Here is a 17,501-nt window from a genome sequence, read left to right on the forward strand (position 1 = left end):
CGCGTAGCGGAACCCGGGATCCCGCCCCACCGGCCTGGCAAGGCCTCGCGCCGACCGTACGTCAGGATTCCGTGCTCGCCTGCGGCGCCCCGGAATGACGATGCGGTGAGGTGATATCGGTCTTCGAACCAGATTGGACGGGCGGCCCGGAGAGCCGCCCGTCCGATTCTCAGGCGGCGATCGCCTGCGCGGTGGGCCCGGCGGCGCGCACGTCGGCGTCGACATGGGCCTCGAACCGCTTGAAGTTGTCGTCGAACATCTTCACCAGCCGCGCCGCCGTCTCCACGAAGGCACCCTTGTTGGCCCAGGTCTTCACCGGGGTCAGGATATGCGGCTCGACGCCGGGAACCGAGACCGGCACCGCGAAGCCGAAGTACGGGTCGCGGCGGAACTCGGCCTGCGCCAGCGAGCCGTCGAGGGCGGCGCTCAGCAGGCGGCGCGTCACGCGGATCGGCATCCGCCGGCCGGTGCCGACGCCGCCGCCGGTCCAGCCGGTGTTGACCAGCCAGCAATCGACGTCGTGCTTGGCGATGAGGTCGCGCAGCAGGTTGCCGTAGGTGCTCGGGTGCCGCGGCATGAACGGCGCGCCGAAGCAGGTCGAGAAGGTCGCCTCCGGACCAGTCAGGCCGCGCTCGGTGCCGGCGACCTTGGCGGTGTAGCCCGAGAGGAAGTGGTACATCGCCTCTGCGCCAGTGAGCTTGGCGATCGGCGGCATCACCCCGAACGCATCGCAGGTCAGCATCACGATGTTCTTCGGATGCCCTGCACGGCCCGTAGCGCTCGCATTGGCGATGAAGTCCAGGGGGTAGGCGCAGCGGGTATTCTCGGTGAGCGACGCGTCGTCGAAGTCCGGCGCGCGGGTGACCGGATCGATGATCACGTTCTCCATCACCGTGCCGAAGCGCTCGGTGGTGGCGTAGATCTCCGGCTCGGCGTTGCGCGAGAGGCGGATGGTCTTGGCGTAGCAGCCGCCCTCGAAATTGAAGATTCCGGAATTCGCCCAGCCGTGCTCGTCGTCGCCGAGCAGCTGGCGGGAGGAGTCGTTCGACAGCGTCGTCTTGCCGGTGCCAGAGAGGCCGAAGAAGATCGCCGAGCCGCCCTCGGCGTCGAGCGCCGCGTTGGCCGAGCAGTGCATCGGCATCACGCCCTGACCGGGCAGGATGTAGTTCAGGTAGGTGAAGACCGACTTCTTCATCTCGCCCGCGTAGGCGGAGCCGCCGATCAGCACGAGCTTCTTCGAGAAGTCGATGGCGATCACGGTCTTGGACCGGCAGCCGTGCCGGGCGGGATCCGCCTGGAAGCTCGGCAGGTCGATGATCGTCATGTCGGGCACGTAGGACGCGATCTCGGAGCGGTCCGGCCGGATGAGCAGGTTGCGGATGAACAGCGAGTGCCACGCGAACTCGGTGAACACCCGCGCCTTGACCCGGTAGGCCGGATCGGCGCCGCCGTAGAGGTCCTGGGCGAACAGCTCCTTGCCCTCGGCGTGCTTCAGGAAGTCCTGGCGGAGGGTCTCGAACTGCTCGGGCGTGATCGCTCCGTTGTTGTCCCACCAGATCTCGTTCTCGGTGCCGGCGTCGCGGACCACGAACTTGTCCTTGGGCGAGCGGCCGGTATGGCTACCGGTAGTGGCTACGATCGCGCCGCCGCGTGCGAGCTGCGCCTCTTTGCGGGACAGAGCCTCCTCGTAGAGGCGCGGCGCCTCGAAATTCCAATGGACGGCCTTGAGGTCGCGGAAGCCGGCCGCCTCGGCGCCGTGGGCCGCGTTGTGATCACCGATGTTGGTCAAGATCGTATCTCCCGGGCCCCTGTTCGACCGTCGACGCGACTGAGCCGGGCGGCACCGCCGTCCGGGTTTGCCCGGGAGACGTCCGTGCGGTCGTACAGGACCGCCGCACGCTGGATCTCCGTTCCCGGCCGCTCTCCATCCCACTCTCGAGTAGGCGGCGAAGCTTCGCTGTCATAAGGGGCCCCGCCGGGAGCCCGCAACGTGTACAAACAGGTTAGACCACAGTCGTGGACTCAGGAACCCAGGTCTGTAAGCAGTTCCGTCCGTCACGCAGCATAATGCCGCCGGCGGAGCGGCTTCGGAATACCCATATACCACACAGGCGGGTACTCACCCGCCCCTGGACCCTTGCGCGGCGCCCGGCGCCGTCTATCCCCGTCCGGATCCGCAATCCCTTCCTCGCCCCAGAGGCACGATGCCCCAAGCCGTCGCCGGCCCCGAGATCGAGCGCCTGATCCAGCTTCTCGCCCGCATGCCGGGCCTCGGACCGCGCTCGGCGCGGCGGGCCGCCCTACAGCTCATCAAGAAGCGCGACACGCTGCTCGGGCCCCTCGCCGACGCGATGCGGGTGGCGGCCGACCGGATCATCGTGTGCACGAGCTGCGGGAACGTCGACACCTCGGACCCGTGCACGATCTGTCGCGACGCTGAGCGCGATCCGACGACGCTCGTTGTGGTGGAGGACGTGTCCGACCTCTGGGCGCTGGAGCGGTCCGGGGCCGTGAAGGCGCGCTACCACGTGCTCGGCGGCGTCCTCTCGGCGCTGGACGGCGTCCGGCCAGAGCACCTCAATCTCGCGAGCCTCGTGGAGCGCGTGGCCCGGCCCGAGGTCACGGAAGTCATCCTGGCGCTCAACGCGACCGTCGACGGCCAGACCACGGCCCACTACGTCACGGAATCGATCCGGCACTGCGGCGTGAAGGTCACGCGACTCGCCCACGGCGTCCCGGTCGGCGGCGAGCTCGACTACCTCGACGAGGGTACCCTGTCGGCGGCGATCCGCAGCCGGACGGCGTTCTGAGGGTCGGCGACAGGCAGCGAACCGGTATTTGACCGGTCCTCGGCCGCATCCTATTCGACGCTGAGCCCGGACCCGTCCCGGCGCCTTCCCTGCCGGTTTCCGCCATGACCATCCGCCCGCTCGTCATCCTCCCCGATCCCGTCCTGCGCCTGGGCTCCGAGCCGGTCGGGCCGATCACCGCCGAGATCCGCACCCTCGTCGCCGACATGTTCGAGACGATGTACGACGCTCCCGGCGTCGGGCTCGCGGCGATCCAGATCGGCGTGGCCAAGCGCGTCGTCACGATCGACACGTCGAAGGAGGAAGGGGTCCGCGACGCGCGGGTGTTCATCAATCCCGAGATCGTCTGGTCCTCGGAGGAGAAGCGGGTCTACGACGAGGGCTGCCTGTCGATCCCGGACTACTACGCCGAAGTGGAGCGGCCGGACCGGGTGCGCGTGAAGTTCCGCGACCTCGACGGCCAGGAACAGGAGATCGAGGCCGACGGCCTGCTCTCGACCTGCATCCAGCACGAGATCGACCATCTCAACGGCGTGCTGTTCATCGACCACCTGTCGAAGCTGAAGCGCGACCGGGTGGTCAAGAAATTCACCAAGGCGGCCAAGCGCGACGCGGCCTGAGCCGGCCATGCGCGTCGTCTTCATGGGCACACCCGACTTCGCGGTGCCGACGCTGGCGCGGCTCGCGCAGGACGGGCACGACATCGTTGCGGTCTATACCCGCGCGCCCGCGAAAGCCGGCCGCGGCATGAGCCTGCGTCCCTCGCCGGTCCACGCGCTCGCCGACACGCTCGGCGTGCCGGTCCTGACACCCGCGACGCTCCGCACGCCCGAAGCCGCCGACACCTTCGCGGCGCACCGGGCGGACGTTGCGGTGGTCGTGGCCTACGGGATGCTGCTGCCGCAGGCGATCCTCGACGCGCCGAAGCACGGCTGCCTCAACCTGCACGGCTCATTGCTGCCGCGTTGGCGCGGCGCTGCGCCGATCCAGCGCGCCGTCATGGCGGGCGACGCCGAGAGCGGCGTCGGCGTCATGCGGATGGAGGCAGGACTCGACACCGGCCCGGTCGCCCTCGAGGCGCGGCTGCCGGTCACCCCGGGCATGACGGCCGGCGCCCTTCACGACGCGCTCATGCCCCTCGGCGCCGACCTGATGGCGCGGGCCCTCGCGGCGCTCGCGGCGGGCACGCTGACCTTCGCGCCACAGCCGGAGGACGGCGTCGTCTACGCCCACAAGATCACCAACGACGAGGCGCGGATCGACTGGTCCCGGCCGGCGGATGAGGTCGCCAACCGGATCAACGGGCTGTCGCCGTTCCCCGGCGCGTTCTTCGAGGTCGATCTCGGCAAGGGGCCGGAGCGCGTGAAGGTGCTCCGCGCCATACCGGCCGCGGGCGCAGGCGAGGCGGGGACGCTGCGCGATGCCGAGGGAACTGTCGCGTGCGGCGACGGCGCCGTTCGGCTTCTGGAGCTGCGCCGCGCGGGAAAAGGCGGCAGCGCCAGCGGAGCGGAGTTCGTCCGGGGCGCCCGTCTCACGCCCGGCGCCCGCCTCGGCTGATGCGCGTGGCCCGTTCAAGGTCTTCGGCACTCGGCCCAACCCGTCATCGCGAGCGCAGCGAAGCGACCCAGGGCAGCGCACCCTGGCGAGGCTCGGCGCGACACTGGATTCCTTCGCTGCGCTCGCAAGGACGATCGCGCGCACATCATTCCAGAGCTTTGTGTCATATCGCGAAATCGAACATCGGAGCGTCCTCGAAAGACCTCGAGGGGGCCGCCTGATGCCCCGCTACAAGCTCGTCATCGAGTACGACGGCGGCCCGTTCTGCGGCTGGCAGCGGCAGGCCGAGGATCCCACGGTCCAGGGCGCGATCGAGGCGGCGGTCACGCGCTTCTCCGGGGAGGACGCCCGCCTCACCTGCGCGGGCCGGACCGATGCCGGCGTGCACGCGATCCATCAGGTCGCCCATCTCGACCTCGCCAAGGACTGGCGGACCGACACGGTGCGAGACGCCCTGAACGCCCATCTGCGGCCGCGGCCGGTGGCGATCCTGTCCGCCGAGATCGTGCCGGAGAGCTTCGACGCCCGCCACTCGGCGATCCGCCGGCACTATCGCTACCGCATCCTCAACCGGCGCAGCCCGGCGGCGCTGACGCGGGCCCATGTCTGGCACGTGCCGTGGCCCCTCGACGCGGATCGCATGCACGACGCCGCCCAGCGCCTCGTCGGCCGCCACGACTTCTCGGCTTTCCGGGCCGCCGAGTGCCAAGCGAACAGCCCGATCCGCACCCTGGAGCAGCTCGACGTCGCCCGCGCGCCGATGGCGCTCCACGATGAGATCGTGGTGGCGACGTCCGCGCGCTCGTTCCTGCACCATCAGGTGCGGGCTATGGTGGGCACGCTGATGCTCGCCGGCTGCAGCCGGCTCTCGGCGGACGGCGTGGCCGACATCCTCGCCTCGGGCGAGAAGCGTCGGTGCGGTCCTCTGGCGCCGGCCGCCGGGCTGACCTTCGTGGGCGTCGACTACGGTCCGGGGAAGTAGGCCTCGAGCACCCGCCCGTAGATCGCGGTCAGCCGCTCCAGGTCGGCGACCGCCACGCACTCGTCGGTCTGGTGCATCGTCTCGCCGACGAGGCCGAACTCGATCACCGGGCAGGCCTCCTTGATGAAGCGCGCGTCCGAGGTGCCCCCCGTCGTGGAGAGCGTCGGCGTCAGGCCGGTCTCGGCCCGGATCGCCTCGGCGACCAGTGTCACGAAGGCGTCCGGTCGCGTCAGGAAGGCCGGCGCGTTCGAGGGCTGAAGGTCGAGGGTGAAGCGCACCGCGTTCCCGGCCGCCTGCTCCAGGCGCCGGCGGATCTCGGCGCCCAGGCTCTCGGCGGTCCAGTCGTCGTTGAAGCGGACGTTGAAGGTCGCCCGGGCGGTCGCCGGGATCACGTTGGTGGCCGGGTTGCCGACGTCGATCGTAGTGAACTCGAGATTCGAGGCGTCGAAATGCGCGGTTCCGCGATCCAGCGGCTCGGCGACCAGCGCCGAGGCGAGGCGCAGCAGGCCCGGAATCGGGTTCTCGGCCTTGTGCGGGTAGGCGACGTGGCCCTGACGCCCCAGCACGGTGAGCTTGCCGGTCAGCGACCCGCGCCGGCCGATCTTGATCATCTCGCCGAGCCGGCCCGGGTTGGTTGGCTCTCCGAGGACGCAGTGGTCGAATTGCTCGCCGCGTCGCCGCGCCCAGTCGAGGAGCTTCACGGTGCCGTTGACCGCGGGCCCCTCCTCGTCACCCGTGATCAGGAACGCGATGGAGCCGCCGAACTCGGGCCCGCGCCGGTCGAGGAAGGCGAGGGTCGCCGCGAGCATGCAGGCCACGCCGCCCTTCATATCGGCGGCGCCCCGGCCGTACAGCATCCCGTCGACCACGGCGCCCGCGAAGGGGTCGTGGCGCCACGCGCCCTCGCCCTCCGGCACCACGTCGGTGTGGCCGGCGAAGACGAGGCACGGACCGCATCGCCCGACGCGGGCGTAGAGGTTCGGCGTGTCGGGATAGCCGGGCTCCGAGAAGACCGGCCGCTCGACCGCGAAGCCGGCGGGCCGGAGCGCGTCGGCGACCACATCGAGGGCGCCCCGATCGTCCGGCGTCACGGACGGGCACCGGATCAGGTCCTGCGCGAGGCGCAGGGCCGCGTCGGGGGCGTGATGATCTGCCGGCATGAACCCGTCCTCGGCGGCGCGACGTGCCGCGCGGCCCGCTTAACCCGAAGCGGGCCGCCCCGGAACTCCCGTCCCGGGCCCTACTTGGTGACCACGACCTGCACGTCGCCGTGGCGGCGCTGCACCGACACGGTTACGTCGTCGTCGTAGCGCTGGAACCGGATGTCCAGGCGCGAGCCGCCGAGCTTGACGTTGTAGAGGGTCACCCCGTCGAGGAAGCCCGGCAGGATCGGGTTCTTGAGCCGGACGCGGTTGCGCTCGTGGTCAAGCTCGAGGCCGAGGCAGGCCGCCAGGAACGCGAACGGCGCCGCCGCCGCCCAGGCCTGCGGGCTGCAGGCGACCGGGTACGAGACCGGGCCGCGCTGCTTGCGGCGCATGAAGCCGCAGAACAGCTCGGGGAGCCGCTTCTGGTCCTGGTAGAGCGAGGTGTCGAACATCCCCTGGAAGATGCGCGCGGCCTCGTGCTTGCGATCGTAGCGCGCCAGACCCATCGCGATCAGCGCGTTGTCGTGCGGCCAGATCGAGCCGTTGTGGTAGGACATCGGGTTGTAGCGCGCCTCGCCCTTGGCGATCGTGCGCACGCCCCAGCCGTTGAAGCCGTCCTTGCACAGCAGCGTCTCGGCGACCCGCGCCGCCCGCTCCGGCTTGGCGATGCCGGTGAACAGGGCGTGGCCGGCATTGGAGGAGCGCACCGCGCACTGCTTCTTCGCGCCGTCCAGCGCCAGCGCGTAGGTGCCGATCTCCTCGTTCCAGAACGCCGCGTCGAATTTCTCGCGGAGCGCCGCGGCTTCCTGCGTGAGGCGCTCGGCCATCGGATCGTGCCCCAGCAGAGCCGCGAGCTTCGCCATGCCGTTCTTGGCCGCGTAGACGTAGCCCTGCACCTCGCACAGGGCGATCGGGCCCTTGGCCAAGTGGCCGTCGGCGTGGAAGATCGAGTCGTGGCTGTCCTTCCAGCCCTGGTTCTCGAGACCCTTGTCGGTGTCGCGGGCGTACTCGACGAAGCCGTCGCCGTCGCGGTCGCCGTAGCGGTCCATCCATTCCAGGGCGAGTTCCAGCGCCGGCCAGATCGCCCGCACGGTCTCGAGGTCGCCCGTGACCGCGTAGTACTCCCAGGCCAGCATCACGAAGAGCGGCGTGCCGTCGATGGTGCCGTAATAGTGCCGGAACGGCACCTCGCCGAGCATCGCCATCTCGCCGCGCCGGGTCTCGTGCAGGACCTTGCCGGGCTGCGCGTCGGCGGCCGGATCGACCGCCTTGGCCTGGGTCGAGGCGAGGTAGCGCAGCACGCCCCGGGCGAATTTCGGGTCGATCCAGAGCGCCATCATCGCGGTGATGATGCCGTCGCGCCCGAACACCGTGGAGTACCAGGGAATGCCGGCGAACGGGTAGATGCCCTCCGGGGTGCGGGTCGCCAGCATGTAGAGGTCGGCCGTGGCCCGGCACAGGCCCTCGTTGAACTGATCGTTCGACGAGATGATCGTGGTGATCCCCGCCGTGAGCGCCCGCAGATCGCGCCGCGAATCGCGGTAGGCGCGGGCGAAGATCGTCCCTTCCCCGAGGTCCTTGAGCTCGCGCCGGGCACCGCCGGCATTGGCCGCGAGCGTGAGCTTGGCGGCCGCGTCCTCGCCGACCATCGTGTCGGTCGGGGGCTTGGTGAAGGCCCGGTGCGCCTCGAAGGTCACGCGGATGAACAGGGACGTCCGACCCTCCGGCGGCAGCGAAACGTCGAAGACGACGCGGCCGGGCTCGATCACGTCGGGCTTCGGGCCGAAATGGAGTGCCGTGGTCCGCACGATCTCGTCGAGGCCGACGTAGCGGAACTGGACCTCCCGGTCGCTCGCCACCAGCACGCCGCGCTTGCCACGCTCCTTGCGGTCGGTGCCGCGCACCTCGAACAGGTCGCGGTAATCCGCGTCGAAGGTCACGGCGATGCGCAGGCGACGGTGCTTCGAATCGAACGAGCGCAGGCCGATCCGGTCGTAGCAGGCGCCGCGGAACAGGAACTTGGTGCGCTCGATCGCGATCGTCTCGCGGGGAATCGAGGTCTCGTCGTGGGCGTCGATGCGGATGTCGGGCGTCGTCATGTCGACGCTGAGCGCACCGTTATCGTCCTGCATCACCGAGGAGAGCATCAGCGGGCGCTGACCCTCCACCGTTACCTCCAGGCGCGAGAGATAGCGCGTGTCCTGGAAGTAGAGCCCCTCAGGGCCGGGCTGGACGCCGATATCGCCGTAGGAATCGAGGACGCCGAAGGCTTCGCCGAACTTCAGCGAGCGCAGAGGCCGCTCGACCAGGGAGGTCTGCGCCTCGATGTGGTAGGTCGGAAGGACGTCGTCCGCGTCCTGAAATCCGTGCGCCACGCTTCCGGCGCTCGCCGCGGTCCGGGCCTTCGCATCGTGGGCCGCTGCCGTTCTGTCCGCCGCCATGCAGGGCATCTCCGGGTGCAAGTGAGAGGTGCGAATCGAGAGGGCTGCTGCATCCCGTCGATGCAGCAGCCCTTGTTCACCCTACGGATGAGTCGCCTTTAAGACGCTAGGCCGAGCCGGACCCGCCTCGCAAGCCCGGTGCCGGCTTTCAGGCCGGCATGGCGGCGACGGGGATCGCCGGCCGAGCGGAACCGTTGACCTCGCCGTACTGCGGCATGAAGCCGGACTTCGGCAGCTTGATCACGTCGGCGCCGCGGGCGAGCAGGTCCTCGTAGGCGGCGACGTACTTTTTGACCATGCACTCGGCGGTGAAGGCGCTCTCGAAGTGGCGGCGCACACCGGCGCGGCTCATGGTCTTCACCTTGGCGACCGCGGCCACGGCGTCGTCCATGTTCTCGCAGAGCACGCCGCCGACGCCGTCCTTGATCACCTCCGGCACGGAGCCGTTGCGGAACGCGATCACCGGCGTGCCGGCCGACATCGCCTCGATCATCACCAGGCCGAAGGGCTCCGGCCAGTCGATCGGGAAGGCGAGCGCCAGGGCGTTGCCGAGGAAGTCCTTCTTCTGCTCCTCGTTGATCTCACCGATGTATTCGATCAGCGGGTGATGGATCATCGGCTCGATGACCTCGTCCCAGTAATCCTGGTCAGCCTTGTCGACCTTGGCGGCGATCTTGAGCGGCGTGCCGGAGCGGATCGCCATCTCGATCGCGCGGTCGGGACGCTTCTCGGGCGAGATCCGGCCGAGGAAGGCGAGGTAGCCGCCCTTGGCGTCCGGGTAGTACGGGCAGTTCTCGGCCGGCAGGCCGTGATGGATCGTCGCCAGCCAGTTGGAGGTCGGCGGCATGGGCAGGCGCTGGTTGTCGGAGATCGAGACCAGCGGCATGCCCGTGAAGGTCCGGTAGACCGGCATGAAGTCGGGCACGTCCAGGCGACCGTGCATCGTGGTGATGCACTTGTGGTTCAGATCCTCGAACATCGGATACTGAAGCAGGTCGATGTGGAAGTGCAGGATGTCGAACTCGTGCGCGCGGCGGTGCACTTGATGTAGCATCGCCAGGTGGCTGGCGGTGTGATCGCGGTAGCCGAGCAGGCGCAGGCCCTCGGGCGTGCAGGCCGCGAGCTTGGCAGTCGTCTCGGAGTCACCGCTCGCGAACAGCGTGACTTCGTGGCCCTGGCGGACCAGTTCCTCTGTAATCCAGCTGACGACGCGCTCGGTGCCGCCGTAGAACTTCGGAGGGACGGCCTCCGACAACGGAGCGATCTGGGCAATGCGCACGAAGTGTCTCCTGGTTGGCCGAATTTGACGGGGGGTCTAACCCTGCCGGCCTGAGCGGGACATGAATGAAACGGACGGCCAAGGTTATGGTTCCTGGCGCCCCTCGCTGTCGCGCGCCGTTTTGTGCAGCGCGCAAGCTGTCCCCGGATTCCCCCGAATCAGCGGGGTGGGCAGCGCGCCGACCCGCCCCTCGGCGGCCACAGCGACCGCACCGTCATTCCGTGACTGCGCAGCTGGGCCCGGAATCCATAACCGCACCGGGCGCCTTGCATGACACGGACCGCGTTCCTGGAGTCTGGGCTCGCCGGCGGCGCGGCGGAACGACGGCACAGACCTTCATGGCCGTCTGAGTGCCCCGCCCGTCACGGCGCCCCGCGGCCGTTGCCGCGGCGTCAGCTTTCTGTCATAAGCCGCCCCGCGTCGAACCGCCCGGCCGATAGGGCTGCCGTGGCGGCTCGTGCTGCTCCACCAGAAGCATCAGCGCGCGAACCTCATCCGATCCTCCCGGATCGGCCAGAGATCATTTCGCGCAACGGAGAGCCAAATGCCCAAGTTGAAGACGAAATCGGGCGCGAAGAAGCGCTTCAAGATCACCGGCACCGGCAAGGTGATGTACGCCCAGGCCGGCAAGCGCCACGGGATGATCAAGCGGACGACCAAGCAGATCCGCAACCTGCGCGGCACCACGACCCTGTTCGAGGGCGATGCCGCCAACGTGAAGAAGTACTTCCTGCCGAACGCGCGGTAAGTCCTTCGACACCCGTTGCCACTGTCTTTCGTCGAATCCAGGAGATAACCGATGGCCCGCGTCAAGCGCGGCGTGACCAGTCACGCGAAGCACAAGAAAGTTCTGAAGGCCGCCAAGGGCTATTACGGCCGGCGCAAGAATACGATCCGCATCGCCAAGCAGGCGGTCGAGAAGGGCATGCAGTATGCCTACCGCGACCGCAAGAACAAGAAGCGCACGTTCCGAGCCCTCTGGATCCAGCGCCTGAACGCGGCGGTCCGCGAGCACGGCCTGACCTACTCGCGCTTCATCGACGGTCTGGCGAAGTCCGGCATCGTCGTCGACCGCAAGGCCCTCTCGGAGCTGGCGATCCACGAGCCGGCGAGCTTCGCCGCCGTCGTCGAGAAGGCGAAGGCCGCGCTGCCGCAGAACACCGCCAAGGCCGCCTGATCCAGGCCTGAGGCGAGACGGACGGAAGGCGCGGTTCCCCAGGGAGCCGCGCCTTCGTCGTTTACGAGGTCCCGCGCCCCGCGCTTGCGCCCGGGCGCACAACGCGCGAGAGCACGGCCCGACGGCCGACTCCGCCAACCCTGCTCGAAGACAGCGATGACCGATCTCGACACCCTCGAACGCGATCTCCTGACCCAGGTGGGCGCGGCGTCCGACGAGGCGGCCCTCGACGCCGTCCGCGTCGCCGCGCTCGGCAAGAAGGGCAGCGTCTCGGAGCTGCTGAAGACCCTCGGTTCGATGACGCCGGACGAGCGCAAGGAGCGCGGCCCGCTGATCAACGGCCTGCGCGACCGGGTCCAGGGCGCCGTCACCGCGCGCAAGACCGAGCTGGCCGAGGCTGCCCTGGAGGCCCGCCTCGCCTCCGAGCGGGTCGACGTGACCCTGCCGGTCCGCGAGGCCCCGGAGGTCCGCGGCCGGATCCACCCGATCTCCCAGGTCATCGACGAGATCACCGCGATCTTCGCCGACATGGGCTTCGCGGTCGCCGAGGGTCCGGACATCGAGACGGACGAGCTGAACTTCACCGCCCTCAACTTCCCGCCCGGCCACCCGGCCCGCGAGATGCACGACACCTTCTTCCTGGCGCCGGACCGGGACGGGAAGCGCAAGGTGCTGCGCACCCACACCTCGCCCGTGCAGGTGCGGACCATGCGGGCGCAGACGCCGCCGATCCGCGTGATCATCCCGGGGCGGACCTACCGGCACGATTCCGACCAGACCCACACGCCGATGTTCCACCAGGTCGAGGGGCTGGTGATCGATACGAGCGCCAACATCGCCAACCTGAAATGGGTGCTGGAGGAGTTCTGCAAGGCGTTCTTCGAGGTGGAGGGCGTGAAGATGCGCTTCCGCCCGTCCTTCTTCCCCTTCACCGAGCCCTCCGCGGAGGTCGACATCCAGTGCTCGCGCAAGGGCGGCGAGATCCGCTTCGGCGAGGGCGACGACTGGCTGGAGATCCTGGGCTGCGGGATGGTCCACCCGAACGTGCTGCGCAATTGCGGGCTCGACCCGGACGCCGTGCAGGGCTTCGCCTTCGGCGTCGGCATCGACCGCATCGCCATGCTGAAATACGGCATGCCGGACCTGCGCCCGTTCTTCGAGGCCGACGTCCGCTGGCTCGACCATTACGGCTTCCGCCCGCTCGACGTGCCGAGCCTAGTGGGCGGCCTCACCGGCTGAGCCGCACCGGCCCCGCCGCGGCCCTCCGGCCCCGGTGATGGCCCCGCGATCCTGTTCCTCCGACGGTCGAGCCGACACCGGGCTCTCGAAGGTCCATCATGAAATTCACCCTCTCCTGGCTCAAGGACCACCTCGACACCGAGGCCTCCCTCGACACCGTCGCCGAGACGCTGACGCGGATCGGCCTCGAGGTGGAGGGCGTCGAGGACAAGGCCGCCGCGCTCAAGCCCTACGTGATCGCCCGGATCCTGACGGCCGAGCAGCACCCGAACGCCGACCGGCTCCGGGTCTGCACCGTCGACACCGGTGCGGGCGCGCCCGTGCAGGTGGTCTGCGGCGCCCCGAACGCCCGGACCGGGCTCGTCTCGGTCTTCGCGCCGCCCGGCACCTACGTCCCGGGTAAGAACATCACCCTGTCGGTGGGCACGATCCGCGGCGTCGAGAGCCACGGCATGCTGTGCTCGGGCGCCGAGCTCGGGCTCGGCGACGACCATGACGGCATCCTGGAGCTCCCGACCGACGCGCCGGTCGGCCAAGCCTACGCGCTCTACGCCGGGCTCGACGATCCGGTCATCGAGATCAACCTGACGCCGAACCGGCCGGACTGCACCTCGGTCCACGGCATCGCCCGCGACCTCGCCGCCGCCGGCCTCGGCACACTCAAGGGCGAGGCGCTGCCGGCCCTGCGCGGCGAGGGTTCCTGCCCGGTCGCGGTCGAGCTCGCCCTCGATCCGGCCGACCGGCACCTCGCCCCGCTGTTCGCCCTGCGGCTCGTGCGCGGCGTCCGGAACGGCCCGTCGCCGGCCTGGATGCAGGCGCGTCTGCGCGCCATCGGCCTGCGCCCGATCAACAGCCTCGTCGACATCACCAACTACGTCACCTTCGACCGCGGGCGGCCGCTGCACGTCTTCGACGCCGCCAAGGTCGCCGGCACGCTGACCGTGCGGCGGGCGCGGGACGGCGAGAGCCTGCGCGCCCTCGACGGCCGGACCCACGCGCTCACCGACGACACCGTGGTGATCGCCGACGCATACGGCGTCGAATCCATCGCCGGCATCATGGGCGGCGAGGCCTCTGGCTGCGACGCCGGCACCACGGACGTGCTGATCGAGTCGGCCCTGTGGGACCCGACCAACATCGCCCAGTCTGGCCGCCGCCTCGGCATCATCACCGACGCGCGCTACCGCTTCGAGCGGGGCGTCGACCCGGCCTTCACGCTCCCCGGCCTCGACCTCGCGACGCGGCTGGTGGTCGATCTCTGCGGTGGAACACCGACCGAGGCGCACGTCGCCGGCGCGCCGCCCGAATCCGAGCGCAGCATCGACTTCCCCTGGACCGAGGTCCGCCGCCTCGCCGGCCTGGACGTGCCGCGCACGGAGATGCAGCAGATCCTCGAGACGCTGGGCTTCCACGTCTCCGGCACCGGGGACCGGGTGACGGTGCTGCCCCCGTCCTGGCGGCCCGACGTCGAGGGCAAGGCCGACCTCGTCGAGGAGGTCGTGCGCATCGCCGGGCTCGACCGGATCGTGGCCAAGCCCCTGCCGCCGCTCGCCGGGATCGGCCGCCCGCTGCTCACCGTGATGCAGAAGCGGACCCGCTTGGCCAAGCGCGCCCTGGCGAGCCGCGGCCTCATGGAGGCGGTCACGTGGTCTTTCGTACCGCACGACGACGCCGTCCTGTTCGGCGGCGGCGGGGCCGACCTCGTGCTGGCCAACCCGATCGCCTCTGAGCTGTCCGACATGCGGCCGAGCCTGGTGCCGGGCCTCCTGCGCGCGGCGCAGCGCAACGCCGACCGCGGCTACCCGGACTCCGCCTTGTTCGAGGTCGGCCAGTGCTTCGCCTCGGACGAGCCGGGGGGCCAGACCATCCGCGCGGCGGCAGTCCGCCGCGGCGGCGCGACCCTGGCCGGCGCCGGGCGGCACTGGGACGGCAGAGCCGCGGCCGTCGACGCCTTCGACGCCAAGGCCGACGCCCTCGCCCTGCTGGGCAGCCTCGGCGTGCCGACCGGCGGCCTCCAGATCACGGCGGGCGGCCCGTCCTGGCTGCATCCCGGCCGCTCGGGCACGCTGCGCTTCGGTCCGAAGACCGAGATCGGCTGGTTCGGCGAGGTGCATCCGCGGACGTTGCAGGCGCTGGACCTGAAGGGGACCCTCGTGGCCTTCGAGATCGTCCTCGACGCCCTGCCGCTGCCCAAGCTCAAGCCCACCAAGGCCAAGGCCGCCCTGGCGCTGTCAGAATTCCAGCCGCTGTCGCGCGACTTCGCCTTCGTGGTCGGCCGCGACGTCCCGGCGGGCGACATCGTCAAGGCCGCCCAGAACGCGGAGCGCAAGCTCGTGACCGGCGTCGACGTGTTCGACCTCTACGAAGGACCGGGCGTGCCGGACGGCGCGAAGTCGGTGGCGATCGCGGTGCGCCTCCAGCCCGTCGAGCGGACCCTGACCGACGCGGAGATCGAGGCGGTGAGCGCCAGGATCGTCGCCGAGGTCACCCGCCGGACGGGCGCGACCCTCCGGGCCTGAGGAACGCATGGACCGGATCGCCCTGCTCATCGACGACCTCGCGGCGGCCGAGTACCGGCCGAAGGCGGCGTTGCGGGAGGCCCTCAACCACCCGTCCGCCATCGCGGATGCGACGCTGCCGCTGCTGGAGGCGGCCGCCGACGGGCGCGAGCTGGCGCCGGAGGAGACGAACCTCCTGTTCTGGGGCCTGCACGTCATGGCCCACGCCCGGGACACGCGCGCCCTCGCGCCGCTCCTCAGGCTGCTCCGGCACGATGAGGAGACCCTCGACGCCGTGCTCGGCGATGCCGTCACGGCGACCCTCGCCAAGGTCGTGGCGAGCCTGTTCGACGGCGAGCCGCAGCCGCTGTTCCGGCTGATCCTGGACAGCACAGTGGACGATCACGCGCGCATGGCGCTGATGTGCGCCTGCACCTTCCTGACGCTGGAGGGGCGGATCGACCGGGCCGCGATGCACGATCTGCTGGTCCGGTTCGACGACGCGCAGGCCGCCGTGGAGGACGGTCCGGCCTGGGTCGGCTGGGAGGAGACGATCGCGCATCTCGGCTTCCGGGACCTCGCGCCCCGCGCGGCCGCGGCCCGCGCCGACGGACGGCTGACCGACGAGGTCAGCGACGCCGACTGGTTCAAGGAGGCCCTGCGCAAGGCGGAGACCAAACCGGACGACCTGGACCGGCTCGGCCCCTACCAGTACGGCTACCTCGACGATCCGGTCGAAGCCCTCGACTGGGCCGAGGAGGGTGCGGGCGAGCCGCAGCGCAACCCGTTCAAGGATGTCGGCCGCAACGATCCCTGCCCGTGCGGCTCGGGCAAGAAGTTCAAGAAGTGCTGTCTCGGCAAGGCGGAGGCGGAGGGGCCGTGGATGCCGACGGTGCCCCTAGGCGGATGAGGCGCCGCTGCCGCTGAGCGGGTTCTCGGGATCCCAGCCGTAGCTCAAGGTCTCGAACCGCATGGCGCGGGCGTCGACCATCAGGAGGCGCCCGACGAGGGGCTCGCCGAAGCCCGCCACGGCGCGCAGCACCTCCATGGCCATCAGCGAACCCATGACGCCGGCCAGTGCGCCCAGCACGCCGGCCTCCGCGCAGGCGGGCACGCTGCCGGGCGGCGGCGGGTTGGGGAAGAGGCAGCGGTAGGTCGGGTTCGGGGTCCCGTCCGGCCCGGTCTCGTGCGCCCGGATCGTGGTCAGCGTGCCGTCGAAGCGGCCCAGCGCCGCCGTGACCAGCGGGCGGCGCGCGCGGAAGCAGGCGTCGGAGACGGCGTAGCGCGTGGTGAAATTGTCGGATCCGTCCGCCACGAGGTCGTACCCGGCGATCAGGTCGACGGCGTTGTCCGGGTCGATCCGGAACGGGTGCCGGACGACCGTCACGTGCGGGTTGAGGCGCGCCACCGCGTCGGCCGCGCTCTCGACCTTCGGCCGACCGAGATCCGGCGTCCCGTGGATCACCTGCCGCTGGAGATTGGAGAGCGAGACCGTATCGTCGTCGACGAGGCCGATCGTGCCGATCCCGGCGGCGGCGAGGTACTGGATCAGCGGCGCGCCGAGGCCACCCGCCCCGACGACGAGGATCCGGGCGGCCTTGATCCGGGCCTGACCGGGGCCGCCGACCTCGGCGAGGACGAGGTGGCGGGCGTAACGTTCGATCTCATCGGGAACGAGGGCCATGGGCTGCCCATAATCCGCGGCGCCGCCGATCGGAAGCGCTGAAAAAGACAACGCCGCCCCGGTGAGGAGGCGGCGCGGGTCTCGCGTATCTGGATCCGGGCCGCTCAGCGCGGCGCGAGGATCATGATCATCTGCCGGCCTTCGAGCATCGGCTCGCTCTCGACCTTGGCGATCTCGGCGGTCTCGCTCTTCACGCGCTCCAGGAGGCGCAGACCGATATCCTGGTGAGCCATCTCACGACCGCGGAAGCGCAGGGTCACCTTGACCTTGTCGCCCTCCTCGAAGAAGCGGTGCACCGACTTCATCTTAGTGTCGTAGTCGTGCTTGTCGATGCCGGGACGGAGCTTGATCTCCTTCACCTCGACGGTCTTCTGCCGCTTGCGGGCCTCGTTCTGCTTCTTCTGCTCGTTGAAGCGGAAGCGCCCGTAATCGAGCAGCTTGCAGACGGGCGGCACGGAGTTCGGCGCGATCTCCACGAGATCGAGACCGGCCTCCTCGGCCAGATTGAGGGCGTCGAAGAAGGGAACGACGCCGCGGTTCTGCCCGGTGTCGTCGATCAGCTGCACTTCCCGCACACCGCGAATGTCGCGGTTGGCGCGCGGCCCGTCCTTCTGCGGGGCCGGCATGGCTCTCATCGGTCTACGAATGGCTTAGGTCTCCTGCTGCAACGGCGAAACGGCGGATTTTCA

The 17,501-nt window shown here is 70.1% G+C and carries 15 protein-coding genes; 9 read left to right on the forward strand and 6 right to left on the reverse strand.

Annotated elements, in window-relative coordinates; translation table 11 throughout:
* Positions 1 to 169: 169 nt before the first annotated feature.
* Positions 170 to 1,789: a phosphoenolpyruvate carboxykinase gene (locus tag LOK46_RS16970; protein WP_273559024.1), complete on the reverse strand. Its 1,620-nt coding sequence runs from the start codon at positions 1,787 to 1,789 to the stop codon at positions 170 to 172.
* A 415-nt stretch (positions 1,790 to 2,204) separates the two neighbouring features.
* Between LOK46_RS16970 and recR the strand changes: the two genes are divergently transcribed.
* The 4 genes from recR (at position 2,205) to truA (ending at position 5,349) form a co-directional block, all read left to right on the forward strand.
* A complete protein-coding gene (recR, locus tag LOK46_RS16975) occupies positions 2,205 to 2,810 on the forward strand; it encodes a recombination mediator RecR (RefSeq protein WP_273559026.1) in 606 nt (201 codons plus the stop codon).
* Positions 2,811 to 2,914: 104 nt separating this feature from the next.
* Positions 2,915 to 3,430 carry a peptide deformylase gene (def, locus tag LOK46_RS16980; protein ID WP_273559028.1) on the forward strand — a complete coding sequence of 172 codons (516 nt, stop codon included), beginning with the start codon at positions 2,915 to 2,917 and terminating at the stop codon, positions 3,428 to 3,430.
* Positions 3,431 to 3,437: 7 nt separating this feature from the next.
* Positions 3,438 to 4,367, forward strand: coding sequence for a methionyl-tRNA formyltransferase (fmt, locus tag LOK46_RS16985; RefSeq protein ID WP_273559030.1), 930 nt, complete (start codon positions 3,438 to 3,440; stop codon positions 4,365 to 4,367).
* 220 nt (positions 4,368 to 4,587) lie between these two features.
* Positions 4,588 to 5,349 (forward strand): tRNA pseudouridine(38-40) synthase TruA, encoded by a 762-nt coding sequence (gene truA / locus LOK46_RS16990; RefSeq protein WP_273559031.1) that lies wholly within the window; start codon positions 4,588 to 4,590, stop codon positions 5,347 to 5,349.
* Here the strand turns inward: truA and dapE are convergent.
* From dapE to LOK46_RS17005, 3 genes are all read right to left on the reverse strand, one after another.
* Positions 5,331 to 6,509: a succinyl-diaminopimelate desuccinylase gene (dapE, locus tag LOK46_RS16995; RefSeq protein ID WP_273559032.1), complete on the reverse strand. Its 1,179-nt coding sequence runs from the start codon at positions 6,507 to 6,509 to the stop codon at positions 5,331 to 5,333. The genes truA and dapE overlap by 19 nt on opposite strands.
* Before the next feature lie 80 nt (positions 6,510 to 6,589).
* A complete protein-coding gene (locus LOK46_RS17000; protein WP_273559034.1) occupies positions 6,590 to 8,935 on the reverse strand; it encodes an amylo-alpha-1,6-glucosidase in 2,346 nt (781 codons plus the stop codon).
* Positions 8,936 to 9,083: 148 nt separating this feature from the next.
* Positions 9,084 to 10,214 (reverse strand): glycosyltransferase family 4 protein, encoded by a 1,131-nt coding sequence (locus LOK46_RS17005; protein ID WP_026604868.1) that lies wholly within the window; start codon positions 10,212 to 10,214, stop codon positions 9,084 to 9,086.
* Positions 10,215 to 10,758: 544 nt separating this feature from the next.
* Between LOK46_RS17005 and rpmI the strand changes: the two genes are divergently transcribed.
* The 5 genes from rpmI to LOK46_RS17030 all read left to right on the forward strand — a co-directional run bounded on the left by rpmI (position 10,759) and on the right by LOK46_RS17030 (position 16,038).
* The gene (gene rpmI, locus LOK46_RS17010; protein WP_007561407.1) at positions 10,759 to 10,962 is read left to right on the forward strand and encodes a 50S ribosomal protein L35; all 204 of its coding nucleotides are present in this window, start codon (positions 10,759 to 10,761) and stop codon (positions 10,960 to 10,962) included.
* A 51-nt stretch (positions 10,963 to 11,013) separates the two neighbouring features.
* Positions 11,014 to 11,391 carry a 50S ribosomal protein L20 gene (rplT, locus tag LOK46_RS17015; protein WP_012320099.1) on the forward strand — a complete coding sequence of 126 codons (378 nt, stop codon included), beginning with the start codon at positions 11,014 to 11,016 and terminating at the stop codon, positions 11,389 to 11,391.
* Between the two features lie 156 nt (positions 11,392 to 11,547).
* A complete protein-coding gene (gene pheS / locus LOK46_RS17020) occupies positions 11,548 to 12,630 on the forward strand; it encodes a phenylalanine--tRNA ligase subunit alpha (RefSeq protein ID WP_273559040.1) in 1,083 nt (360 codons plus the stop codon).
* 98 nt (positions 12,631 to 12,728) lie between these two features.
* On the forward strand, positions 12,729 to 15,149 hold the full coding sequence (pheT, locus tag LOK46_RS17025; RefSeq protein WP_273559042.1) for a phenylalanine--tRNA ligase subunit beta: 2,421 nt from the start codon (positions 12,729 to 12,731) through the stop codon (positions 15,147 to 15,149).
* Between the two features lie 7 nt (positions 15,150 to 15,156).
* Entirely contained in the window at positions 15,157 to 16,038 is an 882-nt protein-coding gene (locus LOK46_RS17030) for a DUF1186 domain-containing protein (protein WP_273559044.1), read from the forward strand.
* On the opposite strand, the gene LOK46_RS17035 is transcribed toward LOK46_RS17030, so the two are convergent.
* Positions 16,027 to 16,812 carry a HesA/MoeB/ThiF family protein gene (locus LOK46_RS17035; RefSeq protein WP_273559046.1) on the reverse strand — a complete coding sequence of 262 codons (786 nt, stop codon included), beginning with the start codon at positions 16,810 to 16,812 and terminating at the stop codon, positions 16,027 to 16,029. The genes LOK46_RS17030 and LOK46_RS17035 overlap by 12 nt on opposite strands.
* 104 nt (positions 16,813 to 16,916) lie before the next feature.
* Complete coding sequence (infC, locus tag LOK46_RS17040; RefSeq protein ID WP_020092802.1) at positions 16,917 to 17,438, reverse strand: translation initiation factor IF-3; 522 nt, start codon at positions 17,436 to 17,438, stop codon at positions 16,917 to 16,919.
* Between the last annotated feature and the right edge of the window lie 63 nt (positions 17,439 to 17,501).

Origin of the sequence: Methylobacterium sp. NMS14P, from assembly GCF_028583545.1 — a bacterium.
GTDB lineage: Bacteria > Pseudomonadota > Alphaproteobacteria > Rhizobiales > Beijerinckiaceae > Methylobacterium.

Bases quoted from the DNA above. Each gene is read 5' to 3' on its own strand.
- recR (WP_273559026.1), top strand. From the start codon at position 2,205: ATGCCCCAAGCCGTCGCCGGCCCCGAGATCGAGCGCCTGATCCAGCTT.
- def (WP_273559028.1), top strand. From the start codon at position 2,915: ATGACCATCCGCCCGCTCGTCATCCTCCCCGATCCCGTCCTGCGCCTG.
- fmt (WP_273559030.1), top strand. From the start codon at position 3,438: ATGCGCGTCGTCTTCATGGGCACACCCGACTTCGCGGTGCCGACGCTG.
- truA (WP_273559031.1), top strand. From the start codon at position 4,588: ATGCCCCGCTACAAGCTCGTCATCGAGTACGACGGCGGCCCGTTCTGC.
- dapE (WP_273559032.1), bottom strand. From the start codon at position 6,509: ATGCCGGCAGATCATCACGCCCCCGACGCGGCCCTGCGCCTCGCGCAG.
- LOK46_RS17000 (WP_273559034.1), bottom strand. From the start codon at position 8,935: ATGGCGGCGGACAGAACGGCAGCGGCCCACGATGCGAAGGCCCGGACC.
- rpmI (WP_007561407.1), top strand. From the start codon at position 10,759: ATGCCCAAGTTGAAGACGAAATCGGGCGCGAAGAAGCGCTTCAAGATC.
- rplT (WP_012320099.1), top strand. From the start codon at position 11,014: ATGGCCCGCGTCAAGCGCGGCGTGACCAGTCACGCGAAGCACAAGAAA.
- pheS (WP_273559040.1), top strand. From the start codon at position 11,548: ATGACCGATCTCGACACCCTCGAACGCGATCTCCTGACCCAGGTGGGC.
- pheT (WP_273559042.1), top strand. From the start codon at position 12,729: ATGAAATTCACCCTCTCCTGGCTCAAGGACCACCTCGACACCGAGGCC.
- LOK46_RS17030 (WP_273559044.1), top strand. From the start codon at position 15,157: ATGGACCGGATCGCCCTGCTCATCGACGACCTCGCGGCGGCCGAGTAC.
- LOK46_RS17035 (WP_273559046.1), bottom strand. From the start codon at position 16,812: ATGGCCCTCGTTCCCGATGAGATCGAACGTTACGCCCGCCACCTCGTC.
- infC (WP_020092802.1), bottom strand. From the start codon at position 17,438: ATGCCGGCCCCGCAGAAGGACGGGCCGCGCGCCAACCGCGACATTCGC.